The sequence below is a fragment of the Sphingobacterium sp. HSC-15S19 genome, from assembly GCF_050433745.1.
Lineage (GTDB): Bacteria > Bacteroidota > Bacteroidia > Sphingobacteriales > Sphingobacteriaceae > Sphingobacterium > Sphingobacterium siyangense.
This window is the reverse complement of sequence record NZ_JBNPWQ010000016.1, coordinates 62,005-87,824: the sequence shown is the minus strand read 5'-3', so window position 1 is coordinate 87,824 and position 25,820 is coordinate 62,005. Positions and strand designations below refer to the sequence as shown.

The 25,820-nt window shown below is 40.4% G+C and carries 15 protein-coding genes and 1 riboswitch; of the genes, 9 read left to right on the top strand and 6 right to left on the bottom strand.

The features are described from left to right. Nucleotides 1-321 precede the first annotated feature (321 nt). The 4 genes from L1283_RS14765 (at nucleotide 322) to L1283_RS14750 (ending at nucleotide 6,504) form a co-directional block, all read left to right on the top strand. Nucleotides 322-2,349 (top strand): FUSC family protein, encoded by a 2,028-nt coding sequence (locus L1283_RS14765; protein WP_088162034.1) that lies wholly within the window; start codon nucleotides 322-324, stop codon nucleotides 2,347-2,349. Nucleotides 2,350-2,530: 181 nt separating this feature from the next. Further along, nucleotides 2,531-2,643: riboswitch (SAM riboswitch) on the top strand. Between the two features lie 255 nt (nucleotides 2,644-2,898). Continuing rightward, nucleotides 2,899-4,209, top strand: coding sequence for an O-acetylhomoserine aminocarboxypropyltransferase/cysteine synthase family protein (locus L1283_RS14760; protein ID WP_429626287.1), 1,311 nt, complete (start codon nucleotides 2,899-2,901; stop codon nucleotides 4,207-4,209). A gap of 32 nt (nucleotides 4,210-4,241) precedes the next feature. Next, on the top strand, nucleotides 4,242-5,285 hold the full coding sequence (locus L1283_RS14755; RefSeq protein WP_145327099.1) for a homoserine O-acetyltransferase family protein: 1,044 nt from the start codon (nucleotides 4,242-4,244) through the stop codon (nucleotides 5,283-5,285). A 37-nt stretch (nucleotides 5,286-5,322) separates the two neighbouring features. Beyond that, nucleotides 5,323-6,504, top strand: coding sequence for a homoserine dehydrogenase (locus L1283_RS14750; protein WP_088162037.1), 1,182 nt, complete (start codon nucleotides 5,323-5,325; stop codon nucleotides 6,502-6,504). A gap of 65 nt (nucleotides 6,505-6,569) precedes the next feature. On the opposite strand, the gene L1283_RS14745 is transcribed toward L1283_RS14750, so the two are convergent. After that, complete coding sequence (locus tag L1283_RS14745) at nucleotides 6,570-8,900, bottom strand: GH92 family glycosyl hydrolase (protein ID WP_088162038.1); 2,331 nt, start codon at nucleotides 8,898-8,900, stop codon at nucleotides 6,570-6,572. A 354-nt stretch (nucleotides 8,901-9,254) separates the two neighbouring features. Here L1283_RS14745 and L1283_RS14740 point away from each other — a divergent pair, with 354 nt between their 5' ends. Then, nucleotides 9,255-10,586: a hypothetical protein gene (locus L1283_RS14740; RefSeq protein ID WP_198385929.1), complete on the top strand. Its 1,332-nt coding sequence runs from the start codon at nucleotides 9,255-9,257 to the stop codon at nucleotides 10,584-10,586. Nucleotides 10,587-10,654: 68 nt separating this feature from the next. Here the strand turns inward: L1283_RS14740 and L1283_RS14735 are convergent, their stop codons facing one another. After that, entirely contained in the window at nucleotides 10,655-11,392 is a 738-nt protein-coding gene (locus L1283_RS14735; protein ID WP_232475551.1) for a GntR family transcriptional regulator, read from the bottom strand. A 90-nt stretch (nucleotides 11,393-11,482) separates the two neighbouring features. Here L1283_RS14735 and L1283_RS14730 point away from each other — a divergent pair, with 90 nt between their 5' ends. From L1283_RS14730 to L1283_RS14720, 3 genes are read left to right on the top strand one after another with little or no spacing between them, the layout of a single operon-like run. Beyond that, on the top strand, nucleotides 11,483-12,820 hold the full coding sequence (locus L1283_RS14730; RefSeq protein WP_088162039.1) for a sugar porter family MFS transporter: 1,338 nt from the start codon (nucleotides 11,483-11,485) through the stop codon (nucleotides 12,818-12,820). A 54-nt stretch (nucleotides 12,821-12,874) separates the two neighbouring features. Next, nucleotides 12,875-14,629 carry a class I mannose-6-phosphate isomerase gene (locus L1283_RS14725; protein ID WP_145327098.1) on the top strand — a complete coding sequence of 585 codons (1,755 nt, stop codon included), beginning with the start codon at nucleotides 12,875-12,877 and terminating at the stop codon, nucleotides 14,627-14,629. A 30-nt stretch (nucleotides 14,630-14,659) separates the two neighbouring features. Beyond that, the gene (locus L1283_RS14720; protein WP_145327097.1) at nucleotides 14,660-15,958 is read left to right on the top strand and encodes an amylo-alpha-1,6-glucosidase; all 1,299 of its coding nucleotides are present in this window, start codon (nucleotides 14,660-14,662) and stop codon (nucleotides 15,956-15,958) included. Nucleotides 15,959-16,306: 348 nt separating this feature from the next. Here L1283_RS14720 and L1283_RS14715 read toward each other — a convergent pair whose 3' ends face one another. From L1283_RS14715 to L1283_RS14700, 4 genes are all read right to left on the bottom strand, one after another. After that, a complete protein-coding gene (locus L1283_RS14715) occupies nucleotides 16,307-17,719 on the bottom strand; it encodes a c-type cytochrome domain-containing protein (RefSeq protein WP_286849308.1) in 1,413 nt (470 codons plus the stop codon). Next, complete coding sequence (locus L1283_RS14710) at nucleotides 17,716-18,588, bottom strand: sugar phosphate isomerase/epimerase family protein (protein WP_145327096.1); 873 nt, start codon at nucleotides 18,586-18,588, stop codon at nucleotides 17,716-17,718. The genes L1283_RS14715 and L1283_RS14710 overlap by 4 nt, the downstream gene beginning before the upstream one ends. 4 nt (nucleotides 18,589-18,592) lie before the next feature. Further along, nucleotides 18,593-20,092 (bottom strand): DUF1501 domain-containing protein, encoded by a 1,500-nt coding sequence (locus L1283_RS14705; RefSeq protein WP_145327095.1) that lies wholly within the window; start codon nucleotides 20,090-20,092, stop codon nucleotides 18,593-18,595. Nucleotides 20,093-20,252: 160 nt separating this feature from the next. Then, the gene (locus L1283_RS14700) at nucleotides 20,253-23,009 is read right to left on the bottom strand and encodes a DUF1553 domain-containing protein (RefSeq protein ID WP_429626286.1); all 2,757 of its coding nucleotides are present in this window, start codon (nucleotides 23,007-23,009) and stop codon (nucleotides 20,253-20,255) included. A gap of 518 nt (nucleotides 23,010-23,527) precedes the next feature. On the opposite strand from L1283_RS14700, the gene L1283_RS14695 reads away from it, so the two are divergent. Then, the gene (locus L1283_RS14695) at nucleotides 23,528-25,765 is read left to right on the top strand and encodes a glycosyl hydrolase family 95 catalytic domain-containing protein (RefSeq protein ID WP_429626285.1); all 2,238 of its coding nucleotides are present in this window, start codon (nucleotides 23,528-23,530) and stop codon (nucleotides 25,763-25,765) included. Nucleotides 25,766-25,820 lie beyond the last annotated feature (55 nt).

Sequence of the window (25,820 nt, the reverse complement as noted above, 5' to 3'; positions counted from 1 at the left end):
GATTAGATAGTCAACTTCATAATAATGACAACAAACCTCGTGTATTCATTACACGTTGACTAGTAGAAATAGATAGATCGTCCGATTCACTCGGTAGACAACCAAATAACATCGGTAAACCATATCCCTCACTGATCGATGCTAAAGCTGATACAATCATCCCAGCTAATCTTGAATCTCCAAAAAGCACAGCGCAAGAAAAGCACATCGAATCAAAATAAAAATTCAAAAAATAAACAAAAATCAAAACAAATAAATTGTATACAAAAAATATTAAGCATAATATTTGTATTTTTACACAGAAAATTAGTAAACTGATTAATGAGCACTGTATCATTGAAGAAAAGATTCTACCGTATTTATATCCTTATGATACGATTTATGCATGGCGAGCATTCTGGAGACGCATTACGTAATGTTTCCATCAGCATCTTGCCAAGTTTAGCGATCTACTTATTGGGAGCGCAAGCGAGCACGGCAATTGGAATCGGTGTCGGATCGTTATTAACAACACTCACAGATCCTCCTGGAAACAGAAAGGATAAACTTTCTTCTGCTCTCGTATGTATTCCCACCTTTTTCGTTGCATCATTGTTTACAGCGATTGTATTTCCGTATCATTGGCCCTTGGTTATATTGCTAGCGGCGGCCGGTTTTATATGTACGTTATACGGTATTTTTGGAGCTCGTTATGCTGCAATTGGAAACATGACATTGATTCTCATGAGTTTTGTGATCGGAATGGCCCCGCAACACCCCCTTGCAGTTAGTTTACAGATTACAACAGGATCCATTATATATTACTTTTTTAGCCTTTTACAGGCCTATATACAACCTTATCGCTCGCTAAAACATGCGATGGCCAATGGTTTTCATGGATTATCCCAATTTCTATTGATACGATCCCAGTCTTACGATCCCGATATTCCTTTGAATATAACGTACAGTCGCGTAGGCAAAATTCATGGCCAGATCAGCGAACAGCAGGAACAAATCAGGTCCCTTCTTTTTCGAGAAAAAAAAATCATAAGCCAACAGTGGCATAAAAGCAATTATTGGCTCAGTCAAGTTTATGGGTTAATTGACCTCCATGAGTTAATTATTGCACTTGATCACGACTATGATGCGATTCGCAAAAACCTTGCAGACACGGGCAGCCTCCCTTTAATCCGTCAAACAATCAAATTATTAGCTTTAGAAATTGATAGCTTTTCACAACCTAACAAGAGGTTTCGGTATGCACATCAATTATATCACAATAACTTTAAAATTAATGCCCTCTTACAGGATTTAAAAGAAATTCAAGAAGAGCAGGCCGGTCAAGCAAAAAGTATATTATATTCGATCATAAGCAACATCGAAGCAATTATTGAAGTGCTCAACCGAATTCAGGTGGCTTTTTATCAAAATCAGGAAATCCAGGATAAGATTGACAGCAGTGAGTACCAACAATTTATCAATCGACCTTTGCGCAATCTTGCTGATCTAAAAAGTAAACTCCATCTGAATAACCCGCTTTTTCGATTTGCCGTTCGGATGGCTCTTCTTTTTGGAACAGGCGCATTGATCGGTATTTTATTTTTAGATTTTAAATATACCTATTGGATCTTACTGACGATCGCTATTGTTGCCAGACCAGCATTTTCAATGACAAAAAAGCGTAATATAGAGCGTATTGTAGGCACATTCTCGGGTATAATCGTTGGCATATTCTGCTTAATTGCTATTCATTTTCTCCCGGCTCTTCTTACCATAGCTGCATTAGGTCTTTTCGGATTCTTTTTATTCAATCGATCTAATTATATGGTCAGTGTCATCTTTATTACCTTGGGAATTGTGATTGCACTCAATTTGTTTGAAGGCAATATCAATCTCATTTTAGGCAGCCGAATGCTTTTTACACTTATTGGAGCATTCTTGGCTATAGCAGGTTATTTCTTGATCCCTGTACGCCAGAGCACAGGCATGGTTCAGCTGGCAAAAGAGGTATCTCTTTACAACGAACATTATTTCCAGATCATCAATAACCGTCTGTCGGACGAGAGACAAAGTTCGTTTGATATACGGCTGGCTCGCAAAAAAGCGCAGACTGCCATGGCCCTGTTTTCAGACGCTATCAATCAAATGAAAAAAGAACCCGAACACAAATGGATGGATTGGTCACATATACACCATTTTCAGGCACTCTCTTATCAGGTCAACTCCCATTTGGTGGGTCTTTCGCTATCGTTAAGCAAAAAGACGAATCGCCACCTGACGTATGATATCCATAGTAGAATTGATGCACTTAAACCTCTTTTAACAGATTTAAATCAAATTGCAGAACGGATCAACTTAAAGAAATCATAATACCCGATTGGCAGTTACTTATCAAGTTTCATCGAACAATATGCGATCCGATCCGTATGTTATTCAAAATTCCTTTAACTAAAAAACAGCTTTTCTTTTGCTTTAATAAAAAAAGAGTTTATATTTGTATCGTCTTCGAAAGAAGATTTCTAATCAACACCTCCCTTAATCAGTAGGTCTTGATTTATAAAGAAGTGGCGAGAGACTGGCTCAATGACCCACTGGCAACCTTCAATTTGTTTGAAAAGGTGCCAATTCCTGTCCAAAACAATATCGTTTTGGAGCATATAAATAACATAAGACAATGATTATTAAACTACTGAAGTCCATTAAAAATTCAGGTTCAACACAAGTGAGCCGCACGATAAGCGAAAGTGTAAGCCATCATACAACTGTATTGATGCGAATGCGTATGCATATGCACTTCCACGCTTGTTAAGAATCATTTCCTTTTTCTTGGATAAAGATTTAACAGACCCTTCAAGGAGGTGTGTATGCTTCTCTTTTTACTTAGCAATTTCTTTTTGAACCCTTAAAATCTGATATATTATGTCTTCAAACAAAAATTTAAAATTCGAAACTCTTCAGGTTCACGCTGGCCAAGTCGCTGACCCTACTACGGGATCTAGAGCAGTTCCTATATATCAAACAACATCTTTTGTATTTGAAAATGCCGAACACGGCGCAAACTTATTTGCATTAAAGCAGTTCGGCAATATTTATACACGGATTATGAATCCTACCACGGATGTTTTCGAACAACGTATTGCGGCACTGGAAGGTGGAGTCGCGGCTGTTGCTGTCGCATCTGGCCAGGCGGCACAGTTTATTGCATTAAATAATATCTTGGAAAGTGGTGACAATTTTGTTGCCGGATCCAACTTATACGGCGGTACATTCAACCAGTTTAAAGTTTCTTTTAAACGTCTGGGCATCGAAGCTCGATTTGCAACGGACGCCGAGGCAGATAAAATTGAAGCCCTCATTGATGATAAAACAAAGGCCATCTATGTTGAAACAATTGGAAACCCAAGTTTCAATATTCCAGACTTTGAGAAAATTGCTGCAGTAGCAAAAAAATATGACTTACCGTTAATCGTCGATAATACTTTTGGAGCTGGGGGATATTTATTTAAACCTTTGGAGTATGGTGCGAATGTGGTGGTTGAATCGGCTACTAAATGGATCGGTGGACATGGTACAAGCATAGGTGGTGTCATCGTCGACGGCGGAAACTACAATTGGGGCAATGGAAAATACCCTCAATTTTCCGAACCATCTGAAGGCTATCATGGCTTAGTTTTTTCCGAAGTTTTCGGTGAAGGCGGACCGTTTGGAAATATTCAATTTGCCATTCGGGCACGTGTGGAAGGGCTTCGGGATTTCGGACCAGCACTCTCCCCTTTCAATTCATTCTTATTACTACAAGGACTTGAAACCCTGTCTTTGCGGGTGCAACGCCATGTAGACAACACTTTAGAGATAGCTAAATGGCTTGAGGCGCATCCACAGGTAGAAAAAGTAAACTATCCGGGCTTAAAAAGCTCTCCGAGCTTCGCTAACGCACAAAAATACCTTAAAAATGGCTATGGTGCAGTGCTTTCTTTCCAACTCAAAGGTGACGCAGCACAAAAGGCCAATAGCTTTATCGACAACTTAGAATTGATCAGTCACCTGGCCAATGTTGGCGATACGAAGTCATTGATTATCCATCCAGCAGCGACTACTCACCAACAATTGAGTGATGAAGATCAAGCCAATGCTGGAGTATTCAAAGGTTTATTACGTCTTTCTGTAGGAATAGAACATATTGATGACATCAAAGCTGATTTACAACAAGCTTTTGATAAAATTAAATAATCAGATTTTTTCGGCTTAAACTTAAACGTAAAATGAGTAAGCATATTTATCTGCACCCGGAGCCTTTTGTATTTGAAAATGGAAGAGAGCTTACTGATTTACAAATCAGTTATGAAACATTTGGCAAACCCAACGCTGATCGCAGTAATGTGATCTGGGTTTGCCATGCACTAACGGCCAATGCAGATGTACTGGATTGGTGGTCAGGTCTTTTTGGAACAGGTGAATTATTTGATTCAAACGATTATTATATTATCTGCGCCAATGTCATAGGATCAGCATATAATAGCAGTAATCCGCTATCTGTAAACCCAGCTACTGGACAGCCTTACTACCTATCTTTTCCTGAATTTACAGTAAGAGATTTGATCAAAGCACATCAATTTCTTGCAGACCACCTGGATATCAAACAAATAGAGCTCCTTATTGGGGGCTCATTGGGCGGTCAACAAGCATTGGAATGGGCCGTATCACGCAGTATAGCCATCAACCATCTAATCGTCGTTGGAACAAATGCCGTCCATTCACCATGGGGTATTGCATTCAATGAAAGTCAACGTCTTGCCATTACTACTGATCGAACCTTTTATGCGAATCATCCCGATGGCGGAGCTAAGGGTTTAAAAGTTGCACGCGCTATGGCACTGTTGTCTTACCGCAACTATACAACGTATGCCAACACACAAAAGGAGGATGATAACGAAAAACTCGATCATTATAAAGCATCCTCCTATCAAAACTATCAGGGTGAAAAATTGGTAAAACGCTATAATGCGTACAGCTATTACTTCCTAACCAAAGCAATGGACAGCCATAATTTAGGTCGTGGAAGAAAATCTATCGAATCCGCTTTAGCGAGCATCGACTGTCCAACTTTAGTGCTGAGCGTCAATACAGATTTGTTGTTTCCTCCACAAGAGCAACAATTCATCGCTCAACATATTCCGAATGCCCACTATCAGGAGATCGAATCTACTTATGGCCACGATGGGTTTTTGATCGAAACAAAAAAACTCACGAAAATCATCAGCAGCTTTCTGCGGGAACAAAAAGAATACATCAACGAATTAGTATAAGAGAATAAATAATATATAAGAGAATTTAAGAAGAGATATGAGTAATAAATTAACAATAGGGATGTTTGGGTTTGGTGTAGTAGGCCAAGGTCTTTACGATATCATCAAAACCAAAAATCTTAATCTGGAAATCAAAAAATTTGTCATTAAAAACGGAGATAAAAAGCGCTCGCTACCAGCAGATCTATTTTCTACCGATGCCGAAACAATTTTAGGTGACCCAGAAATTAATACTGTTGTCGAACTAATAGATGATGCCGAAGCAGCCTATCAACTAACTGTTCGTGCCTTGAAATCGGGAAAAAATGTGGTATCTGCCAATAAAAAAATGATTGCCAGCCATTTGGAAGAGCTGGTTGATATTCAACATGAATACGGCACCAGTTTATTGTACGAAGGTGCCGTTTGCGGAAGTATTCCCATTATACGGAATTTAGAAGAGTACTATGACAATGAATTACTTCATTCTGTCAGCGGTATTTTTAATGGATCTTCCAACTATATTTTATCTAAAGTTTTCAATGAAAACCAGCAATATACAGATGCTTTAAAGAAAGCGCAAGAACTTGGTTTTGCAGAGACAGATCCTACCCTTGATGTAGGTGGATTTGACCCAAAATTTAAAGTATGTATTGTTGCTTCCCATGCGTACGGGATCTATGTCAAACCAGACGATGTCTTTAATATTGGTATTGACAAATTGGGACAGCAAGATATTCGTTTTGCTAAAGAAAAGAACCTCAAGATCAAATTGATACCAACAGCAAAAGAAATCGACGGCAACAAAGTTGTACTTTATGTATTACCACGCCTAGTAGGCAAAGACAGCATGCTCTATAATGTAGAAAATGAGAACAATGGTGTATTGGTAAAAGCGGCCTTTGCAGACGAACAATTTTTCTATGGTAAAGGAGCCGGTGGCCACCCTACGGGTTCTGCTGTACTATCGGATATCGCTGCCCTGCGCTATGGATACCGTTATGAATATAAAAAACATTTAGAATCCAGCACATTAAATTATAGCCAAGATTATTTAATTAAGGTTTATTTGAGATACACCGATGATACGCTGATTGAAAAGTTAAATTTCAGTGAAATCACAGAACGATATTACGCACCAGATTTCAAATATGTCATAGGACATATTAATCTTCAACAAATCGCAGCTCACAAAGCCGATTTGGATCAAGAGGGCAATTTTATTGCTGAAATCGCGTAGGCAATCAACAAACCAACCTACCTTGAAAATAGCCCCGAATGGGGCTATTTTTTTATTGCTTAAATTTAGTTGCCTTTCAACTTGACATCTAAAATCCCACCTTCTACCAGGCGTTCAAAAGGAAGCTGCCAACCTTTCCACAGGCGGTTATTCAACCGAACCTGATCAACAATATAACTATTGGGTTGCTCCTTCTTCACCTGAATGATAAATTTATTTTTTCTTAATTTCTCCGGTAATTGTATCGTTACCCGATCGAAAAGTGGCGAGCCAATCTGAAGCGCGGGCTTCTCGGTGGTGAGACTTCGCACATCGAATAGACCGATACTCGACAAGACATACCATGCTCCAAGCTGTCCTTGGTCTTCGTCTTGTCCGTAGCCATAGCCATGTATTGCATCATTACCATAAAACTCATTGCAAATTGCCCGTACCCATTTCTGACTTAAATCAGGTCTACCAGAAAAATAGAACAGCCAGGAGATATGCAGGTTCGGTTGATTACCATGATTATAAAGACTTTCAATCCCTGCGAAAGCGTCAATTTGTGTACCGCCTCCAAACACATTCTTCTGCGACACCGTAAAAATACTATCCAACCGTTGATTAAACAGGTCCTTTCCAACCAGTTTAACCAATTCCTGTGGGACATGCGGAACATAGAAGGTATACTGCCAAGCATTTCCCTCCTGAAATCCACGCCATGGTTCATACGGGTTAAAGTTTGAAATAAATCGTCCAGTACTATCCTTTGGTCGCATAAACTTCGTCGTGGTATCGTACAGATTGCGCCATCCATCGGATAATTCCTGAAATTTAATGTAGTCTTTTTGATGCCCCAATGATTTTGCAAATTGTGCGGCGGCAGCAGCAGAAAAAGCATATTCCAAGGTATGCGAAGCACCAAAAGGAGATCCATTGGTCATTAATTCGGGACTACCATTATCATCTTTTATATAGGGTGAATAGCCCTTGCGAACGAAAACTCCTACATCTAATTTTCCTGCCCCAGGCAGGCGGTCCTTCGCTTCCAATTCATTTTTACGCACCGCAGCATAGGCAAGATTCAGATCATAGTCACGAATACCCACATTATACGCCGATGCAATTGCCAAACCTGTGAAATTAGTTCCCACACCGGAAACGTATTTACTGTTGGCAATACCGTCTCCTAACCAACCTGCATCGCGATAAACCAACAATTGACTCTGAATCCAGTCGTTGTAATAGTCCGGATAAGCAATGGACCACAACTGTGTCAAATTCCAAAATGCACCCCAGATCGCATCGGTATTATAATGATGATGAATAGGTTGCCCTTGTTTATTTAAGGTAATCTGCCCTACCGAGCCATCATTTTTGGGATATGCACCATTGACGTCGCTTGCAAGCCCACGACCAAGTAAAGCATGATACAATCCAGTATAAAATTTAATGCGGTCGTCCACTTTGCCCCCTTCCACCAAAATTCTTCCCAGTTCACTATTCCAGGTTTGCAAGGCATTTTTCTTTGCCGCATCAAACGACATATCTTTTGCTTCTTTAAGCAAATTCAGCTGCGCATTTTCCACAGATGTATAAGACAAACCGGTCTTGACTTCGATAGATTCCCCTACCTGGGTATCAAATTTCAGGAACAAGCCAGCCCCTTTTCCCTTTATACGACTATGTTGATCGAAAGTCGTGGAATCTCTAAATGTCCCAAAAGATTTAGGCTGTTTGTTTATCTCCGCGAAGAAAAACATCTTAACTTGAGCACCCTGCTGATATTTTTGTACGTATACAGGGTTGGTAACCACATATCCCCAGACGTGCTGTTTGTCATAATTCACTTCAGCATCAACGACCGGACCACTTTCCCCCATAACATGGCCAATATCGAAAATAAGGTTGGCTTCTTCAGTTTTTGGAAAAGTATACCGATGAAAACCGACGCGCTTGGTCGCAGTGAGCTCCGCAAGTATATTATAATCTTTTAACTTGACGCGGTAATAGCCAGAAGTAGCAAACTCATCTTTCTTATCGAAAGCAGAACGATAGCCGCTTTGTGGACGATCAAGGTGACCAGGGGTTGTCTTCAATTTTCCAACGGATGGTGCAAATACCACTCCACCTACCTGGAATTCGTGAAAATTAGCGAATCCTTCTATTGACCCATGCCTATCATCGTACCCCACAGCTTCCCAGCCTGACTTGTTCCCATAGCTTCCATTTGTGCTCGGAGCGAGCTTAGCCATTCCAAAAGGCACTGCTGCTGGTGTATAAAAGAAATACCGGCTATGGACGGATCCGATATTAGGTTTTACAAAAACGGTCAAATCTGTTTTCTGCTGTGCAAAAACAGCTGCCGTACTAACAAATAAACTACAAAAATAATAAATGATACGCTTTACCATTGTTCTCAATTAGGTTCTACAGCAAACTTACAAAAAAATAGAGTATGTATAAACATGAACTCCATTTTCTTACTCAATTTAACTACGAAAAAAGAGGGCCCACAACACCTAAATTTGTAAAATTTTAAATACTAATCAAATAAAGCGTTATCAAAGCTTAAATACTGACATTTTTCCATAACTTTGATTGTACATACATACTAAAATATAACCAGTAAATAAATTCAAAAAAAATACACATCAGACGGCTGATCTTCGATCAAAACCCTGAAGTAGATGAAAATTAACCCTGAAATAGATACAAATTATTGACAGATACACTTGTCAAGCCTAATTAATTACAATAAAACCACAATGAAAAAAAACACCCCATTTTTTAGTCTAATACTTCTGTTACTGGGAACCCAACTATCAGCACAACAAACAAAACCCGACGGTATAACTCAACTTAAGTTGGCAAAAAGCATTCTAGCGGATCAAAACTTAAAATATGTCGACAGTCTTGCCCGCGAGGTCATCAAAGAAGGTTTCAATGCTGGAAGTGGCTACTCACAGATTTGGGCCAGGGATCTCAATACATTTATTGAAACCGCCTTGGAAGAGCGGTCCCAAGCGGACATTAGGGGGGCCATTTTAGTATTCTTTCAGATGCAACAGCCCAATGGTGAAATGGTAGACGGCTATGTCCTTAAGAAGGATTTTACCTGGCACGATGACACACCTTATTATTCAGAAAATGCGCCCGGCCATGTTGGATTTAAAAATACAGTAGAAACAGACCAGGAAACGTCACTCATCCAACTGCTCGGTAAATATATCCGGAACACAAAGGATTACAGTATCCTGGAGGAGAATATTGGTGGAATTTCCGTCAAAGATCGAATCCAACTCATGTTGGATTATTTGAAAAGAGAACGGTTCAACCACAAGTATCAATTGCTTTGGGGTGCGATGACCGCAGATTGGGGAGATGTACAACCCAACGATAGCTTTGGTTGTGACTGGAATGAGCTCTCCAATGAGGCGATCGATATTTATGATAATGCGATGTTTATTATTGCATTGCAGACATTGATTGATATTCAGCCCAACTCTCCGAAGGTGACAGAATGGAAGGGATTAAAAAAGAGTCTCGAAACAAACAGTAGACGTCATTTATGGGATAAAAAAAAACAAAAATTCATCCCTCATATCTACCCTAAGACATCTCCTATCCCAAAAGGATTTGATGAAAATACGATTCATTATCATGGGGGCACCGCCATCGCGATAGAAGCCGGGTTACTTTCCCTTTCAGAAATAAAAACAGTTAATACGCAAATGCTGGAAAACGTGCGGTTATCTGGCATGCCGAGTATTGGATTGACCTTATACCCGACCTATCCGGTTGGATTTTTCATCGGAGGAATGGCTCAGCCTTACCAATACCAAAATGGTGGTGATTGGACTTGGTTCGGCGGACGGATGATCCAGCAACTCGTTTCAAACGGTTTTTATCAAGAAGCCTATGCAGAACTTCAACCGATGATCGATCGGGTTGTGAAAAACAAAGGATTTTACGAATGGTATGGTCAAAATAACGTCCCTAGCGGATCAGGAAAATTCAAAGGTTCAGCAGGAGTGCTCAGTAAAGCAATAGCGCTCTTAGAAAACTGGGCAGAAACTACCGTAGAAAAGAATCATTAAAAGAAAAGAATAAATAAATGAGCTATTCACACATCCTATTATCCATTCAAAAAGGATGTGTGAATCACTTAATAATCTCTTCTGCTTTCAACAGTATAGGTAAAACTTTCCGCACGGTAGAACCCTAAATTATATTCAATTGGCTTTCCAGATTGGTCAAATACAAACCGCTTGCGGGACAAAATAGGATCACCGATATTAATCTCCAATTTATCCGCTATAAATTTATTTGCAGCCATTGCATCCAGTTCTTCCTGAGAAAGATCTGCAACGACATGATAATCGGCTTCTAAGATTTCATATAGAGGCCGCTTAAAATCTTCATCGCCGTTTAAACCTATACGTGGATGGAAATAAGAGATAAAATAAACAAATGGGTCATCTTTCTTTCCTCTCAGACGTTCTAGTTTTAACAGCTTCTGATCCTCATCTACATTAAAAAACTTCGAAACAGCTTTATCCGGAACAACCCAGCTGACGTGAAGTTCAAAATTCTTCACCTCAATCCCACGATTTTTCATCTCTTGTGAGAAACTCAACCAATTTTTGGATTTTGAACTGAATTTAGAACTAGCCACCTTCGTTCCTATCCCCTTCTTTCTAATTAGCAGCTCCTCATATACCAGTTTATTGATCGCTAAACGCAAAGTAGAACGGGAAATTGCCAATCTTTTTGCTAATTCAATTTCATTGGGTAATAATTTCCCCTCTATATATTCAGGCTGCTTAATTAATTCGCGTAACAAATTCTCAGCTTGTATATGCAGCGGAACAGGACTTTTATGATCTATTTTTAAATTCATCATTTGGATTGCTTGTGCTAAAATAAGATTTTTTGCATAATTAAAAAAATAGACATATGTTTGTATGTATATACATACTAATATAAACCGCAGATGTCAAAGAGATTTATCATCATTTTATGTATCGTTTCACTTGGAGGACTCCTTTTCGGTTTCGATATGGCTGTAATTGCCGGTGCTTTGCCGTTGGTGAAGCAATTTTTCGGGCTATCTCCTGCTCAAGAGGGCGTTTTTGTCAGTTCAGCTTTGCTAGGCTGTATTGTTGGTGTATTTTTCACAGGACCATTAACAGATAAATACGGCCGAAAACCAGCCTTTGTTACTGCGGCCCTGCTTTTTTTATTCTCAGCAATTGGCTGTGGATTCAGTCCTTCTTACAGCATATTGATTGCGAGTAGAAGCATTGGGGGCCTGGGTGTTGGGATAGCCTCAATTGTTGTGCCCTTATATCTCGCGGAAATATCGCCAAGCAAATTTAGAGGAAGATCAGTCACCTGTTACCAGCTCGCTATTACATTCGGTATCTTATTTGCCTATATCAGCAATTACCTGATTCTTGAATATACCTCCGCCCAGCAAAATGAACTGTGGCGAACTATGTTTTTAGTTGGCGCAATACCGGCTTTATTGTTATGCATTGGAGTTTACTTTATTCCTGAAAGTCCGCGTTGGCTTTCTAAAAATGGACGAGACACTGAAGTTGCAGCGATCAGTGCCACATTAGGACTATCGGATATGCAAGAGGTCAGCCATGTTTCCTCGAAAGGAAATCTACGTGATCTGTTCTCTCCTATTTATCGCAAGGCCTTTCTATTGGGCTTATTCCTCCCTTTATTTTCACAGCTCAGTGGAATCAACGCAATTGTTTATTATGGTCCGAGCATATTGCTTGAATCAGGTATTTCATTAAACAATTCCTATCATGCCCAGTTATTCTTTGGAGCCGCCAATGTGCTATTTACTTTCTTCGCAATCTGGAAGGTTGATAATTGGGGCAGACGTCCCTTATATCTTTTGGGAACTGTGGGTGCTACCGTGAGTTTGCTGGTTACTGGTTATCTTTTTAATCAAGGTCAAGTCAATAATATCGCATTGATTATCGCGATACTTTCATTCTTATTTTTCTTTGCTTTTTCCATTGGCCCACTAAAATTTGTCGTCGCAGCCGAAATTTTCCCTAATGCCATCCGGGCTCGTGCCATGGGTATCAGTATTATGGTGATGTGGATTTCCGATGCGATCGTGGGGCAACTAACGCCTATTCTTCTCGCTTCCTGGGGCGCCCGCTATACGTTCTGGTTGTTTGCATTTTTCTGTGCCATCGCATTCCTTGTTGTACTTGGATTTCTTCCAGAAACGAAGGGCAAACCTTTGGAGGAGATCGAAAAATTCTGGATTGAAAAACACAACAAAAAATCAACAAACAAGTAAGCAAAAAGCTATTTACTTCAACATCATTCATTTGCAATAAAAAATTACATCAATATGTATTCTAATACTCAAACAAAACCTTTTCAGTACGAAATCGCACCGACGTTTCCAGTTCAAGGATCCTTATCAAATTCTTACCAAGATCTTGTTGCACATCTCATTACACATAATATACATAGCATTGATGGTTTTGTAGGTGTTAACTGGGGCACAATCATCCCCAACCTAAAGCAAGAATTTGAAAAACAGGGCATAGCCACACGATTTATTGCGATGGATTCTGCCTTAAAATCGGAATCAGCCATCCAGGATATTGTCTCCCCCTACCTAGGCGGCAAAGACCCATTGTTCGGAAAAAAGGCCGGGATTCAGCTCATTGAATACTTTGATACTAAAAAGCTAACGGATTTTCAAACAATATTAGCGAACTCCAATTCAAAACAAGGTGAATATACCATCTTTTATGGTCCTGGCGCATCATTAGTCGATACGTCTAGTCAACTGATGTTTATTGATCTGCCCAAAAATGTGCTTATTCAACGCATGCGGGCGGGCGAAGCTTTAAATTTAGGCTGTTCAACACAAACCAATCAAAAGGAAACCTATAAGCGTTATTATTTTGTCGACTGGGAAATATTGAACCGACATAAAAGATCCATCTTGTCCCGTGTCGAAATTCTTGCCGATCAACAATCATCACACAACTTACCATGGATTACAGGGAAAGATCTACACAATACTTTGCAAGCCATGTCCAAAAATTACTTCCGCGTACGACCAACTTTTGAACCCGGAGTATGGGGTGGACAATGGATGAAAGAGCACCTTACAGGCATCGATCAGGATGTCAAAAACTATGCGTGGTCCTTCGAAATGATTGTCCCAGAAAATGGTATTTTGCTCGAAGCAGATGGACATACTCTCGAAATTTCATTCGATCAATTGATGTTTCAAGAAAGTGCCAATGTACTCGGTCATGCACAGCAACGTTTCGATGTTGAATTCCCAATACGCTTCAATTTCCTGGATACCTTTGATGGCGGCAACCTATCCATTCAATGTCACCCCAGTCCAGCTTATGCAAAAGCAGAATTTGGAGAAAACTTCACACAGGACGAATCATATTATATCGTTGATAGAAAAGAAGACGCGCAAGTGTATCTGGGCTTTCAGCAAACAATTGATGCAGACAAATTTCGCTCAGCTTTAGAAGAGAGCTTCCATAGCGGAATAGCTATGGATATCGAGCAATACGTTCAAAAATTCGAATCCAAGAAACACCAGTTATATTTGATTCCACATGGTACCGTACATTCTTCCGGCGTGAACAATCTCGTACTCGAAATCAGTGCAACACCTTATAATTATACCTTTAAAATGTACGACTGGGTGCGTCCCGATTTAGATGGGAAACCACGTCCATTAAATATCGATAGAGCATTCGCTAACCTCAATTTTAGCCGGAAAGGTGATGTCGTAAAAAACACACTGCTATCTCAGCCCAGTGAAAAAGTCCTTGATGCGCAAACAACAAGAATACATTTGCCAACGCATGAAGATCATTTCTACGATGTTTTTAGATACGAATTCGATCAGAATGTTTCGATTGAAACGCAGGGACAGTGTCATATCATGATGCTTGTCGAGGGCGAGGCAATTGAGCTGACGACAGCAAATGGCATGAAAAGGGTCTTCCATTATGCCGAGACTTTTGCCGTTCCTGCTGCTGCTGGGTCCTATACATTGCGTAATTTAGGAAACGGTAAGGCCAAGGTTATCCAATCTTTTGTCAAAGAATCCAAATGTTAATCAAACCATTTATTATAAACAAACAGCACAATGAGAACTATATTTTTTGCATTATCTTCATCGCTCCTATTACTGTCCTGCCAAAACGCGGGCAGTAAAGTTTCTACGAACAATTTACAAGACAGCATCCAAAAAGATAGCAGTTTCCATATTGTCAAAGATATGGCTACGAACATCATCAAAAGCGGATTCAATGCGGGGGATGGATACAGTGAGGTATGGATTAGAGATTACAACACATTTATCACCTTAGCAACAAAAGTACATCCCCATGAACAGATCAAAGATCAATTGGCTTTGTTCTTTAAACTACAAGGTTCTGATGGTAATATTGCCGACGGTTTTGTCAAAAAGTCCAGCTTAAAAAATGGCGTATCGGACTATTACACAATCACCAGCTCCTTGGCTCCTGATTATGCTGCACATAAAAACACCGTTGAAACAGACCAGGAATCTTCTTTAATTCAAGCGGTACACAAATATATCGTTGCTACTAAAGACAAAGCTTTTCTCAATGAAAAAATTGGTGATGCAACTGTAAAGGATCGCATGGAACATGCTTTGCAATTTTTATTGGACAAACGTTATAATGATACTTATGGTTTACTTTGGGGTGCAACCACGGTTGATTGGGGCGACGTTCAACCCGAGCATGACTGGGGTGTACATCTAGATGAAAATTCGCATATTGCTTTGGACATCTACGACAATGCGATGTTTTTGATCGCCCTTGACAACTACATGGATCTACTTCCTGAGAAAAAAGAAAAATGGGGAAAAATCAGAGCTTCCATAGCAAGTAACACCATGAAACACCTTTGGGATGAAAAGAACCAAAAGTTTATTCCCCATATTTATATCAAAGGCTCTCCATTTTCGGCTGATTTTGATGAAAATCAAATCTATTATCATGGAGGAACAGCTATCGCTATTGAGGCAAATTTACTCAGCAAAGAGCAAATAAAAGTTTCATTGGATAAAATGATTAAAAATGTAAAAGACGCTGGTGCGGCAACAATTGGACTCACCGTGTACCCAACTTATCCTGCAGGTTCATTTAAAAACAAGGGCATGTATCCGTATGGTTATCAAAATGGTGGGGACTGGACCTGGTTCGGTGGGCGTATGATTCAGCAGCTCGTTAAAAATGGTTTTCAACAGGAAGCTTATGAGCAAATACAGCCGATGCTTGCCCGTGTTATCAAAAATAAAGGTTTTTATGAATGGTACACAAAAGATAATAAACCAGAAGGTTCAGGAACTTTTAGAGGTGAAGCAGGCGTGCTTTACGATGCTATCGAATTACTAGAACATGCTGGCACGAAATAAAAACAGCTTATCGCGATGTAAAAAGAGCAGCAGGAAATTTCCTGCTGCTCTTTTTTCTGAAAGTGTCTAATCTTATTGGCCAGAAAGAACCTTCAGTTTGCTTTCATTGCTGTTGGTGTCTACGAAGTCATGAAGGTTTTATTTGAAATCGTCACCTTAGCATTCCTATTTTATATTACGCTAAAGCCTTTTCCGCATTCTCCTTTGTATACTCGTTTCCTATCCGCTAAAATATCCTGTTTATTTTCCTTAAATTACTTGTCTATGTCGCCAAGTTGTTAAATTGTACAAGAGCATTCCATTTGGATCGCGGATTTTCATCGTGTAGCCGCCAGGTCCAATAACAGCTCAAAACCTGATTGTATCGGTTTCAATAAAAGGCAAACTATAATTACCAGTATCTGCCTTAATCTTAGCATTCAACTGCTTTATTGCAGCGACTTCCTGATTTAGCGTCTTATAGAGATAGAGGTTCTTTAAACTCGGAAGCTCGTTCAGTTTTGATAGACCTTTTGATGTAACTTTTGTGCCTGTCAGATTCAAGTACGTTAATTTTGACAGGCCTTTCAGCTGGCTCAATCCAGCATCGGAAATTTTTGTATTTTCCAGATGTAGACGGGAAAGAATTGGCATTGCCGAAAGTGTTGAAAAAGCAAGATATGTAACAGCCGTATTTCCTAATTTCAGCTGTACAATATTATCCTTAATGGCCAACAACTCCTGTAGGTCCTTGTCATTAAATTGAGGATAATTAATCGCATTAACCAACACGAAGTTATTATCTCTTGCAACTTGGATGATCTTAATCCCCTTAGCCTGCCAAGCATCAACTTTATCTTTTGGCAAAGAAGGTGCTGCTGGTAGATCAGCATACAATACAGCAGACTCCTCTTTTTCTCCTGTTTCCAATTTTTTCAACAAATGAGCTATTTCCTCCGTTTGTGGTATTTCATGCACTTTTTTATCAAAATTGGCTCCTTGATCAATCCACCAGGCAATCAATTTTATCTGATCAGCAGTTATCGGTGTACGGCCTTTAGGGGGCATACGTTTCTTATGTCCCTCGGGCAACACCAATCGGGCATATAATTCACTCTTTTTCGAATCATTTGCATTTAGTACTGTACCGTTCTCTCCTCCTTTTAACAAATTCTCTTTTGTATCCAATGCCAGCCCCCCTTCCTGCTTTCTTTGCCCGTGGCAGCTTTGACAACGCTGTTTTAGAATAGGTTGAATAATTCCCTTATAGGCTTCTGCTTCCTGCGCATTTTGAACGATAAAAACCTCCTCTTTATCTTCTTCCGCTTTAAACAGCTTTTTAAGTGCTACTGGCATCGCTTCCACAAAGTAACCCTTTCCATGTGTCAGTGTTCCACCGTAGTGTCCGGTCACCCCAATTAAGAGCACCAGGATGAAAAAAAGCCAAAAGCGAAATGCACCAGAAGATTCTTTACGATAAAGAAACCAAAGCCATAAACCACTGATAGCCACGGCAATTCCCAGCCACTTGTGATAGCTCAGGACATCCTCCTCATAACCTCCATTTCGTGAAAGCAGATAACCCGATAAAGCAGCTACTATAGCAGCGATAGTCCCTAGGAATAAGGAGAGCTTAATAGCAGGCAAATACATATCACCGCCTTTAAACCGAGTCCTAATTGCCATAACAAAAGCCAACAATAATATGCCGATCGGTAAATGGACCAAAAGCGGGTGAAATCGTCCCAAAAAGCCCAATAATTCATCAAAGAAAACTATCATTCTTTATATCTGTCTTTGAGTAAATGCAACATATAAACATTGATTGACCATTGATCGGCCACCGGTTGTTGTGTAAATGGTAATGTGGGTAAATAACCCGCTGGACCAAACTCGGTCGTTATGGTCAATAACTTCATGCCATTTTCCTTGTGCTTAGCAACAACTTTATCCCACCAGGTCAAATGTTGCGCAACAATACTCTTCCATTCAGGAGCCGCAGGGTCATTGACTTGCGGTCCTTCAGGATGCCCAATTCGTGCATGAATGTGCTCCGTTCTGGAAAGCGCTTTTGTTACAGCCTCGGGCTGATCAGAAAGCATTGATTCGTGCACATTGCACCAATGCGAGATATCCAATGCAAGTTGTAAGGTCGGAATCTTCTCTAAATATTCCTTTGTCACATGAGCTGCAAAACTAAATCTTCCGCGATGAGTCTCATGATAAACGGGGATATGGTACTTATTTTTAGCTGCATCAGCAAGCTCAATCAATGTTTTATTCTGCTCAAACGAGTAATAATCTTTACCTGTATGGCAATTGATATAATCGGGTTTCAGCTGTGCTGCTTCATCCAAATTACGCTTAAAACTTTGTTTATATTCCTCGTAAGTTCCGCCTGATCCGCCTGAAAGCAATCCTAAACTCAATCCATATTTATGTAATGCATCAATCATCTCCTTGCGCTCATTTGGACTACCAGGCAACCAGGATTCAACACCATCGTAACCAGCATTTTTCACCCGGAGACAGAACGCATCCCAGGAATCGCTATTTCCCCAATTGGTGCAATAATATTTAATGTGTAACTGCTGGGCAGTCATGGATAGAAAACTGCTCATAAATAAAATTAATACTAGAAATTGTTTCATATTTTTAAATTATAGCTTGAATAAGTTCACCCTCCACATCTGTCAATCGGAATGGCCTTCCTTGAAAATCGTAAGTAAATTTCTCATGATCAAAACCCAAAAGGTGGAGCATAGTCGCATGGACATCGTGTACAGAACTGCGCCCCTCTACCCCCGCGAACCCGATATCATCGGTTTGACCGTAACTTATGCCATTACGAACTCCCCCGCCTGCCATCCAGATGGTATAGGCGTCTGTATGATGATCGCGTCCCAGGAATGGCATATCGCTGTTGTCCCTATTTTCTTGCATCGGTGTACGTCCAAATTCCCCTCCCCACACGACTAGTGTTTCTTCCAGCAAACCACGTTGTTTTAGATCCATAATCAATGCGGTCATTGGTCGATCTATCTCCCGGCATTTATTTTTAAAGCCAAGATCAATCGAATCTGCGGGATTTGTACCGTGACTGTCCCAACCCCAATCAAATAACTGAACGAATCGTACCCCCTGTTCTACGAGTTTCCGAGCCAAGAGGCAATTATTGGCAAACGATTCTTTACCCGGCTCAGTTCCGTACAATTCGTGAATATAAGCAGGTTCATTATTGATGTCCATCACTTCAGGAACTGCAACCTGCATTTTATAAGCCATCTCATATTGTGCAATCCGCGACAAGGTTTCTGGGTCTCTAAAGGTATCGTATTCTGTTTTGTTGACGTTATTTATGGCATCAATCAAATCACGCTTCATATCCCTTCCCATCCCTTCAGGATCGGCAATATATAATACGGGATCACCTTTTGAACGACATTGAACGCCCTGGTATACCGATGGTAAAAATCCACTTCCCCAGACACTTTTTCCTGCATCCGGTGTTTTACCTCCCGATGTTAACACAACAAATCCGGGTAAATTGCTATTTTCAGATCCCAGGCCATAAGTTACCCATGAACCAATGCTTGGCCGGCCGAGACGGGCACTTCCCGTATGCATAAACAATTGCGCTGGACCGTGATTGAACTGATCGGTATGCACGGCCTTCAGAAAACTCACTTCATCAACAACTTTACTAAAGTGAGGCAAATGATCTGATACCCAAGCTCCACTTGCTCCATACTGTTTAAAAGTAGCCTGTGGCCCCAACATTTTTGGAACCCCACGAATAAAGGCAAATTTCTTTCCTGCGAGTAAGGACTCCGGGCAAGGTTGATTATGTAATTTCTGCAATGCAGGCTTGTAATCAAATAACTCCAATTGCGACGGAGCACCGGCCATATGCAGATAAATTACACTTTTAGCCTTACCTGGGAAATGAGGAGGTTTGGGTACCAGCGGATTGAGAGCATTCAGATCCAACTTTTCTGCTGATTTTGACTGTCCCCATCCATTACAACTCGTCAGCAAACTACCCAAAGCAATACCTCCGATACCTGCCACACAATCCTTTAGGAAATGTCTTCTTGTGACAGCCTGCAATTCAAATTGTTGCGCTTCTTTTATTAGCTTATTTAGATCTTTCATCTGACTATCATTACATATGAACGGGCTGTGTCGCTAAATTTTTAGTCTGCAGCTTTAGCTCATTTCGGTTTATATTCTTATTATTTCATAGTCCTTAACCTTCTTAACAAAAGACTTCGTTTTCATACGAAAGCCCTTATTCAGAAGTTTCAGTCCATATTTATGATTTCGTTAAAAATTCGTCCAGATTCAACACGGCATTGGCAACAAGCATGTAGGCAGCTTTTGAAGGCAGGACCTTTACATTGCTTTTTGCTAAATCTTCATTCAAAAATTTGGCTGCCGAATCAGGCTTTTTGCTGAAATCAATCAACGCTTTTTGATAAAGATGTTCCAGCTCTTTGAGTTTCTTTTCATCGGCATCCTTCAACATTGCACGTTTATAACCGACACGGATACCATTTCTAAGGTTTCCATTTCCCTCCTTTTCCATAATAGCCCCCAAATGTTTAGCCGCTTCGAGGTAAACAGGATCGTTTAATGTAGCGAGCGCTTGTAGCGGTGTATTGGTACGGATACGGTCGACCAAACAAACCTCCCGACTAGAAGCATCGAAAGAAACAAAGGAAGGATAAGGACTCGTACGCTTTAAAAACGTATAGATGCCTCTTCGGTATTGATCTTCTCCAGCACTTTTCACCCAGGACTCACCGCTATATACAGTCATCCATACCCCATCCGGTTGGTATGGCATTACACTTGGTCCGTACATTTTATTGCTGAGCAATCCACTTACGGCTAAAGCCTGATCACGAATCTGTTCGGCAGATAATCTAAAGCGAGGTCCCCTTGCCAAATAATAATTCTGTGGATCCATTTCAAAATTGGAATTGTTCAAGCTAGAGGACTGCTTATAAGTTCCGGATAATACCATCTCGCGGATCAATTTTTTTATACTCCACTTTTTGGTATTCATCAGATCTAGGGCAAGATAATCTAGTAATTCTCGGTGAATCGGTGGAATACTCTGTGTGCCCATATCTCCCAATGGTTCAACAAGCCCCCGACCAAATAGTTGAGCCCATACGCGATTAACTAAAGTTCGCGCTGTCAATGGGTTTTCCTTGCTGACAATCCACTGCGCAAAACCCAAGCGATTGCGTTGAGCCCCCTTAGGGAAACTATTCAGTGATGCCGGAACCGTGGGCTGCACTTCCGCACCTAGCGACAGGCGGTTACCGCGTATAAATACATTGGTCTTACGATGCATGTCTTTGGGATTTTCAATCATGATTGGTACCCCCTCAGGTTGCATATTGACCAACTGGAGAAAAGTCTTTTGAAAATTCATATTATCCAGTGACTTTTCATGTGGAAAGTTCTCGCGAAATGCAAACCATTCAATCATGCAGATCGGCTGTCCATGAGCGACAGATGGATTGTTGAAAACCAGATATAAGTCATGTACACCACGAGTCGCACTTATGGGAGACTGAATAACCTGTCTTCCATTCGTACTCGGCAAATCAATAACGGCAAGTATTGGTCCGCTAAGTTTATCCAAGTGAATTTCCAATTTTCCACCTACCGCACCTGTCCAGAAATTCATGAAGAATTGCTGTTTATTATCCAGGTTTATTGCCCTTAATCGAGCCGATCCTCCAGTTCGCACCCCCAACCATTTCGTATCATAAAGCGCACCATCTACTATTTGGTCGCTGTAATGCGCATGGACTTTGGGCTCAAGGGTGTGAAGGAATAGATCTGTTGATTTTACCAAGCTTGCATTTCCTGTCGTCGACAACCACCTCTTTATACTGTCAATTCGCTTTTCATCCTGTGTAGTATAAAAACGCAGTTTAGGATGATCACCTTGGGTATCTTCATCTCTGGTGTTGTTAAAAAAAGCTAACGATTTATAATATTCTTCAAATTTAAACGGATCATAAGTATGACTATGACATTGCACGCATTCGAAGGTCGTACTCAACCATACTTGATAAGTTGTATTTAAACGATCCAAAACCGCAGCCATCCGAAATTCCTCGCTATCGGTCCCGCCTTCATCATTATTCATGGTATTGCGATGGAAGGCGGTTGCGATAAGCTGATCCTTGGTTGGCTCCGGCAGCAAATCCCCGGCAAGCTGTTCAATCGTAAATTCATCATAAGGCATGTCCTTGTTTAAGGCCTTGATGACCCAGTCCCGATAAGTCCATATCGTGCGCGAGCCATCCTTTTCGTAGCCCTTCGTATCGGCATATCGTGCCATATCCAACCACCAACTCGCCCACTTTTCGCCATATTTCTGAGAAGCCAACAGACTGTCTACCCGCCGGGTATAAGCATCATCACGCTGGTCTGCTTCAAAGGCTTGAATCTCCGCCAACGAGGGTGGGATACCAATTAGATCCAAATACACTCTTCGGAGCAACAATGCTTTATCGGCTTCATCTGCAAAGGACAATTTCTTCTCCTTCATCTTATCCAAAACAAAAAAATCTATCGTATTGTTCACCCCTTTGGGCTTTACACCAAATATACTGAGCAACGAAAAAGGTTTAGGGACCTCCGTTTCCTTAGGTGTTGTATAGGCCCAATGCTCTCCCCACTTAGCTCCTTCATCGATCCATCTTTTGAGTATATCAATTTCATCGTCATTCAGTTTAGGGGCATTGTAAGGCATACGCAATTCAGGATCATCGGAAATCAGTCTCTTTACCAGTTCACTGTGTTCGCCATCGCCACGAATAATTGCTGATTTGCCTGACTCGGCTTTGGCGAATGCCTCATTTTCAAAAAGAAAACTTAAACCACCATTTTTTTTAACCCCACCATGGCACGTGATACAATGTTTATTCAATATCGGTTTAACATCAGCGCTAAAATCAACTGGCTCTTTTTTTCCAAAAGTCAAAATGCTTGTACCAATAAGCACAAGCGCCAATAATATTAGCACCAAAATCTTTTTTTTCATAGCCTGGGGATATATCTATTCTGTATTATTTTAGGTTTATGCACTAAACGAAATGAATAATGATTATTTTCTTCGTTAAGTGGAGCCGAAACTATTCCATAAATGTGCTCGTTTCGAGTAGGATAAAATTAGAGAACAACACTGGATTATACTAAAACTAGATTAACAGAAACATAAACAATATTACCCCTTGCCCTTGCGAGATTTTCTGGACACTATAGACCCACCTGCTCAAAAGGTTGATTTAAGACAGCATAACGTACTTTCCTTGGTTAAACAGCAGACAATAAAACAACACTTTTGCGACATATTTATTCGAATCAAAAAGTATAACAATTTCGATACGAATTAACTTTTTTAGTTTTCTGCACTGCATACAACCACCGCTAAATCTGCTATTAAAATGATTTCAACAGGCTCAAGGGCATCGCATAGATAAAATAGTATGCAAAAAAGTAACAATAGTGTCAGTATCTCCCCTTCCAGAGTTTTAAATTTACAAGCTAACCCTTTCAATTATGAAATATCTTTATTTAATACTCTTCTGTTCGTTTACAGTGTTCTCTTTCGGTCAACCGACACCGGACAACAACCTCCATTTCGATCAGTTAGCTTCGCGGTGGGATGAAGCCATTCCGTTGGGAAATGGTCAATTGGGTGCACTGATTTGGAAAAAAGATAATACGATTCGATTTTCACTTGATCGCGCAGATCTATGGGATGAAAGAAAGGCCTTTGCAATAGAAAACCACAATTTCAATTGGGTCCAACAACAAATAAAAAACAACAGCTATGGCATTGTACAAGAGTGGGGAGACGCTCCTTACGATAGATCCCCCTATCCCACCAAGCTTCCAGCAGCGTCGCTGTTCTTTGACTTAGCGAAATTTGGCCCTGTCGTTTCGAACGTACTTGACCTGGAACAGGCCACCAATATTCTTAAATTCAAAGATGGTCGGATATTAAGAACCTTCATACACGCCTATAAACCCTTTGGCTATTTTGAAATTACAGGAAACAATGTGAGTGAACTTGTTCCTCAATTAATTCCCCATCAATATGAAAATAGCGCAAACAAAGATGAAAACAAAAGCGTTGTAGAAGGTCAAGATTTAGCAAGATTAGGATATAAGCAAGGAAATATAACCAGAACCAGCAATTACGAAGTGCTGCACCAAAAAACTTATGACAATCATTTTTTTGAAGTTGTATTGAGATGGGAAAAAATATCAGCTAAAAAACTGATTGGATATTGGACAATCGTCAACGATCAAAGGGCAAACCCTTCTGAACTTTCCCTCAAAAAATACACCGAAGAACAAGTAAGCCATTTGCATTGGTGGTCAAACTATTGGTCCAAATCAAGTATAACTATTCCTGAAAAAAATCTTGAAAAGCAATATTATCTTGATATGTACAAGCTCGGTGCTGTCGCAAGAGAAGGCGCTCCAGCAATTACGCTTCAGGCCGTCTGGACGGCAGATAATGGTGGCCTCCCCCCTTGGAAAGGAGACTTTCACAATGACCTTAACACCCAATTGAGCTATTGGCCAGCCTATTCGGGGAATAGATTAGCCGAAGCCAAAAGCTATACAGATTGGCTCTGGAAGATCCGCAAAAAAAACCGCGACTTTACAAAGCAATATTTCGGTGTCGATGGGCTGAATGTACCCGGTGTCCTTACTTTAAATGGAGACCCTATGGGTGGATGGATTCAGTATTCTCTTTCTCCTACGATTGGTGCATGGGCGGCCCAACATTTTTATTGGCAATGGAAATATAGTATGGATAAAACCTTTCTAAGAGAACAAGCCTATCCCTATATCATTGAGTCTGCGACTTACCTTAAGAATATAACCACATTAAAAAATGGACTCCGTTACCTGCCTTTGAGTAGCAGTCCCGAATACAACGACAATAGTGTATCAGCGTGGTTTGACAACTGGACCAATTTCGACCTTAGCTTAGCGCATTTTCTATTCCAGGCTGCTACTGAGGTGAGCACAGCAATGGGAAAACCGCAAGAAGCGCAAGCTTGGTTAAAATGTAAGGCCCAACTACCTCATTATGCGACGGATAAAACCGGACTACAAGTTGCTGTAAATCTTCCAATGAAACATTCCCATCGGCATATGTCTCCCTATATGGCAATTTATCCATTGGATTTATTAGACATCAATAATCCGCAGGAAAAAGAGCTCATCGAAAGTTCCCTAGATCATATTGAAAAACTGGGTACCCGTGCGTGGGTAGGTTATTCCTTTGCATGGATGGCTTGTTTACACGCGCGAGCTAAACAAGGAAAGGAAGCCGTTAGCAATCTTCAAAAATTTGCACAGAACTTTTGTTCCACCAATTCCTTTCATCTGAATGGCGACCAGAAAGGTGGGCAATATTCAGACTTTACGTATCGACCATTTACGTTGGAAGGCAACTTTGCATTTGCGCAAGGAATACACGAATTGCTTATTCAGAGCAAGAATAACTATGTAGAAATCTTTCCAGCCTTACCTGCTGAATGGGCAACAGCATCTTTCAAAAATTTAAGAACGATGGGCGGATTTATCGTAAGCGCTGAGAAAAAAGGAGATAAAATCGTTATGCTGAAAATAACTGCGACCGAAGATGGTACCTTTCGAATTTTTGAACCCAAGACGCTCATGCATGTCAGTACGAAAAAGACCTTACAGAAAGATAACACCATACAATATGTGAAACTAAAAAAGGGGCAAACAGTAAACTTATGTAGTCTATAAAGACGGTCCCTATGTAAGTTGGAGGCAACTATAAAAAAAGCGTTTCAACCAAGTG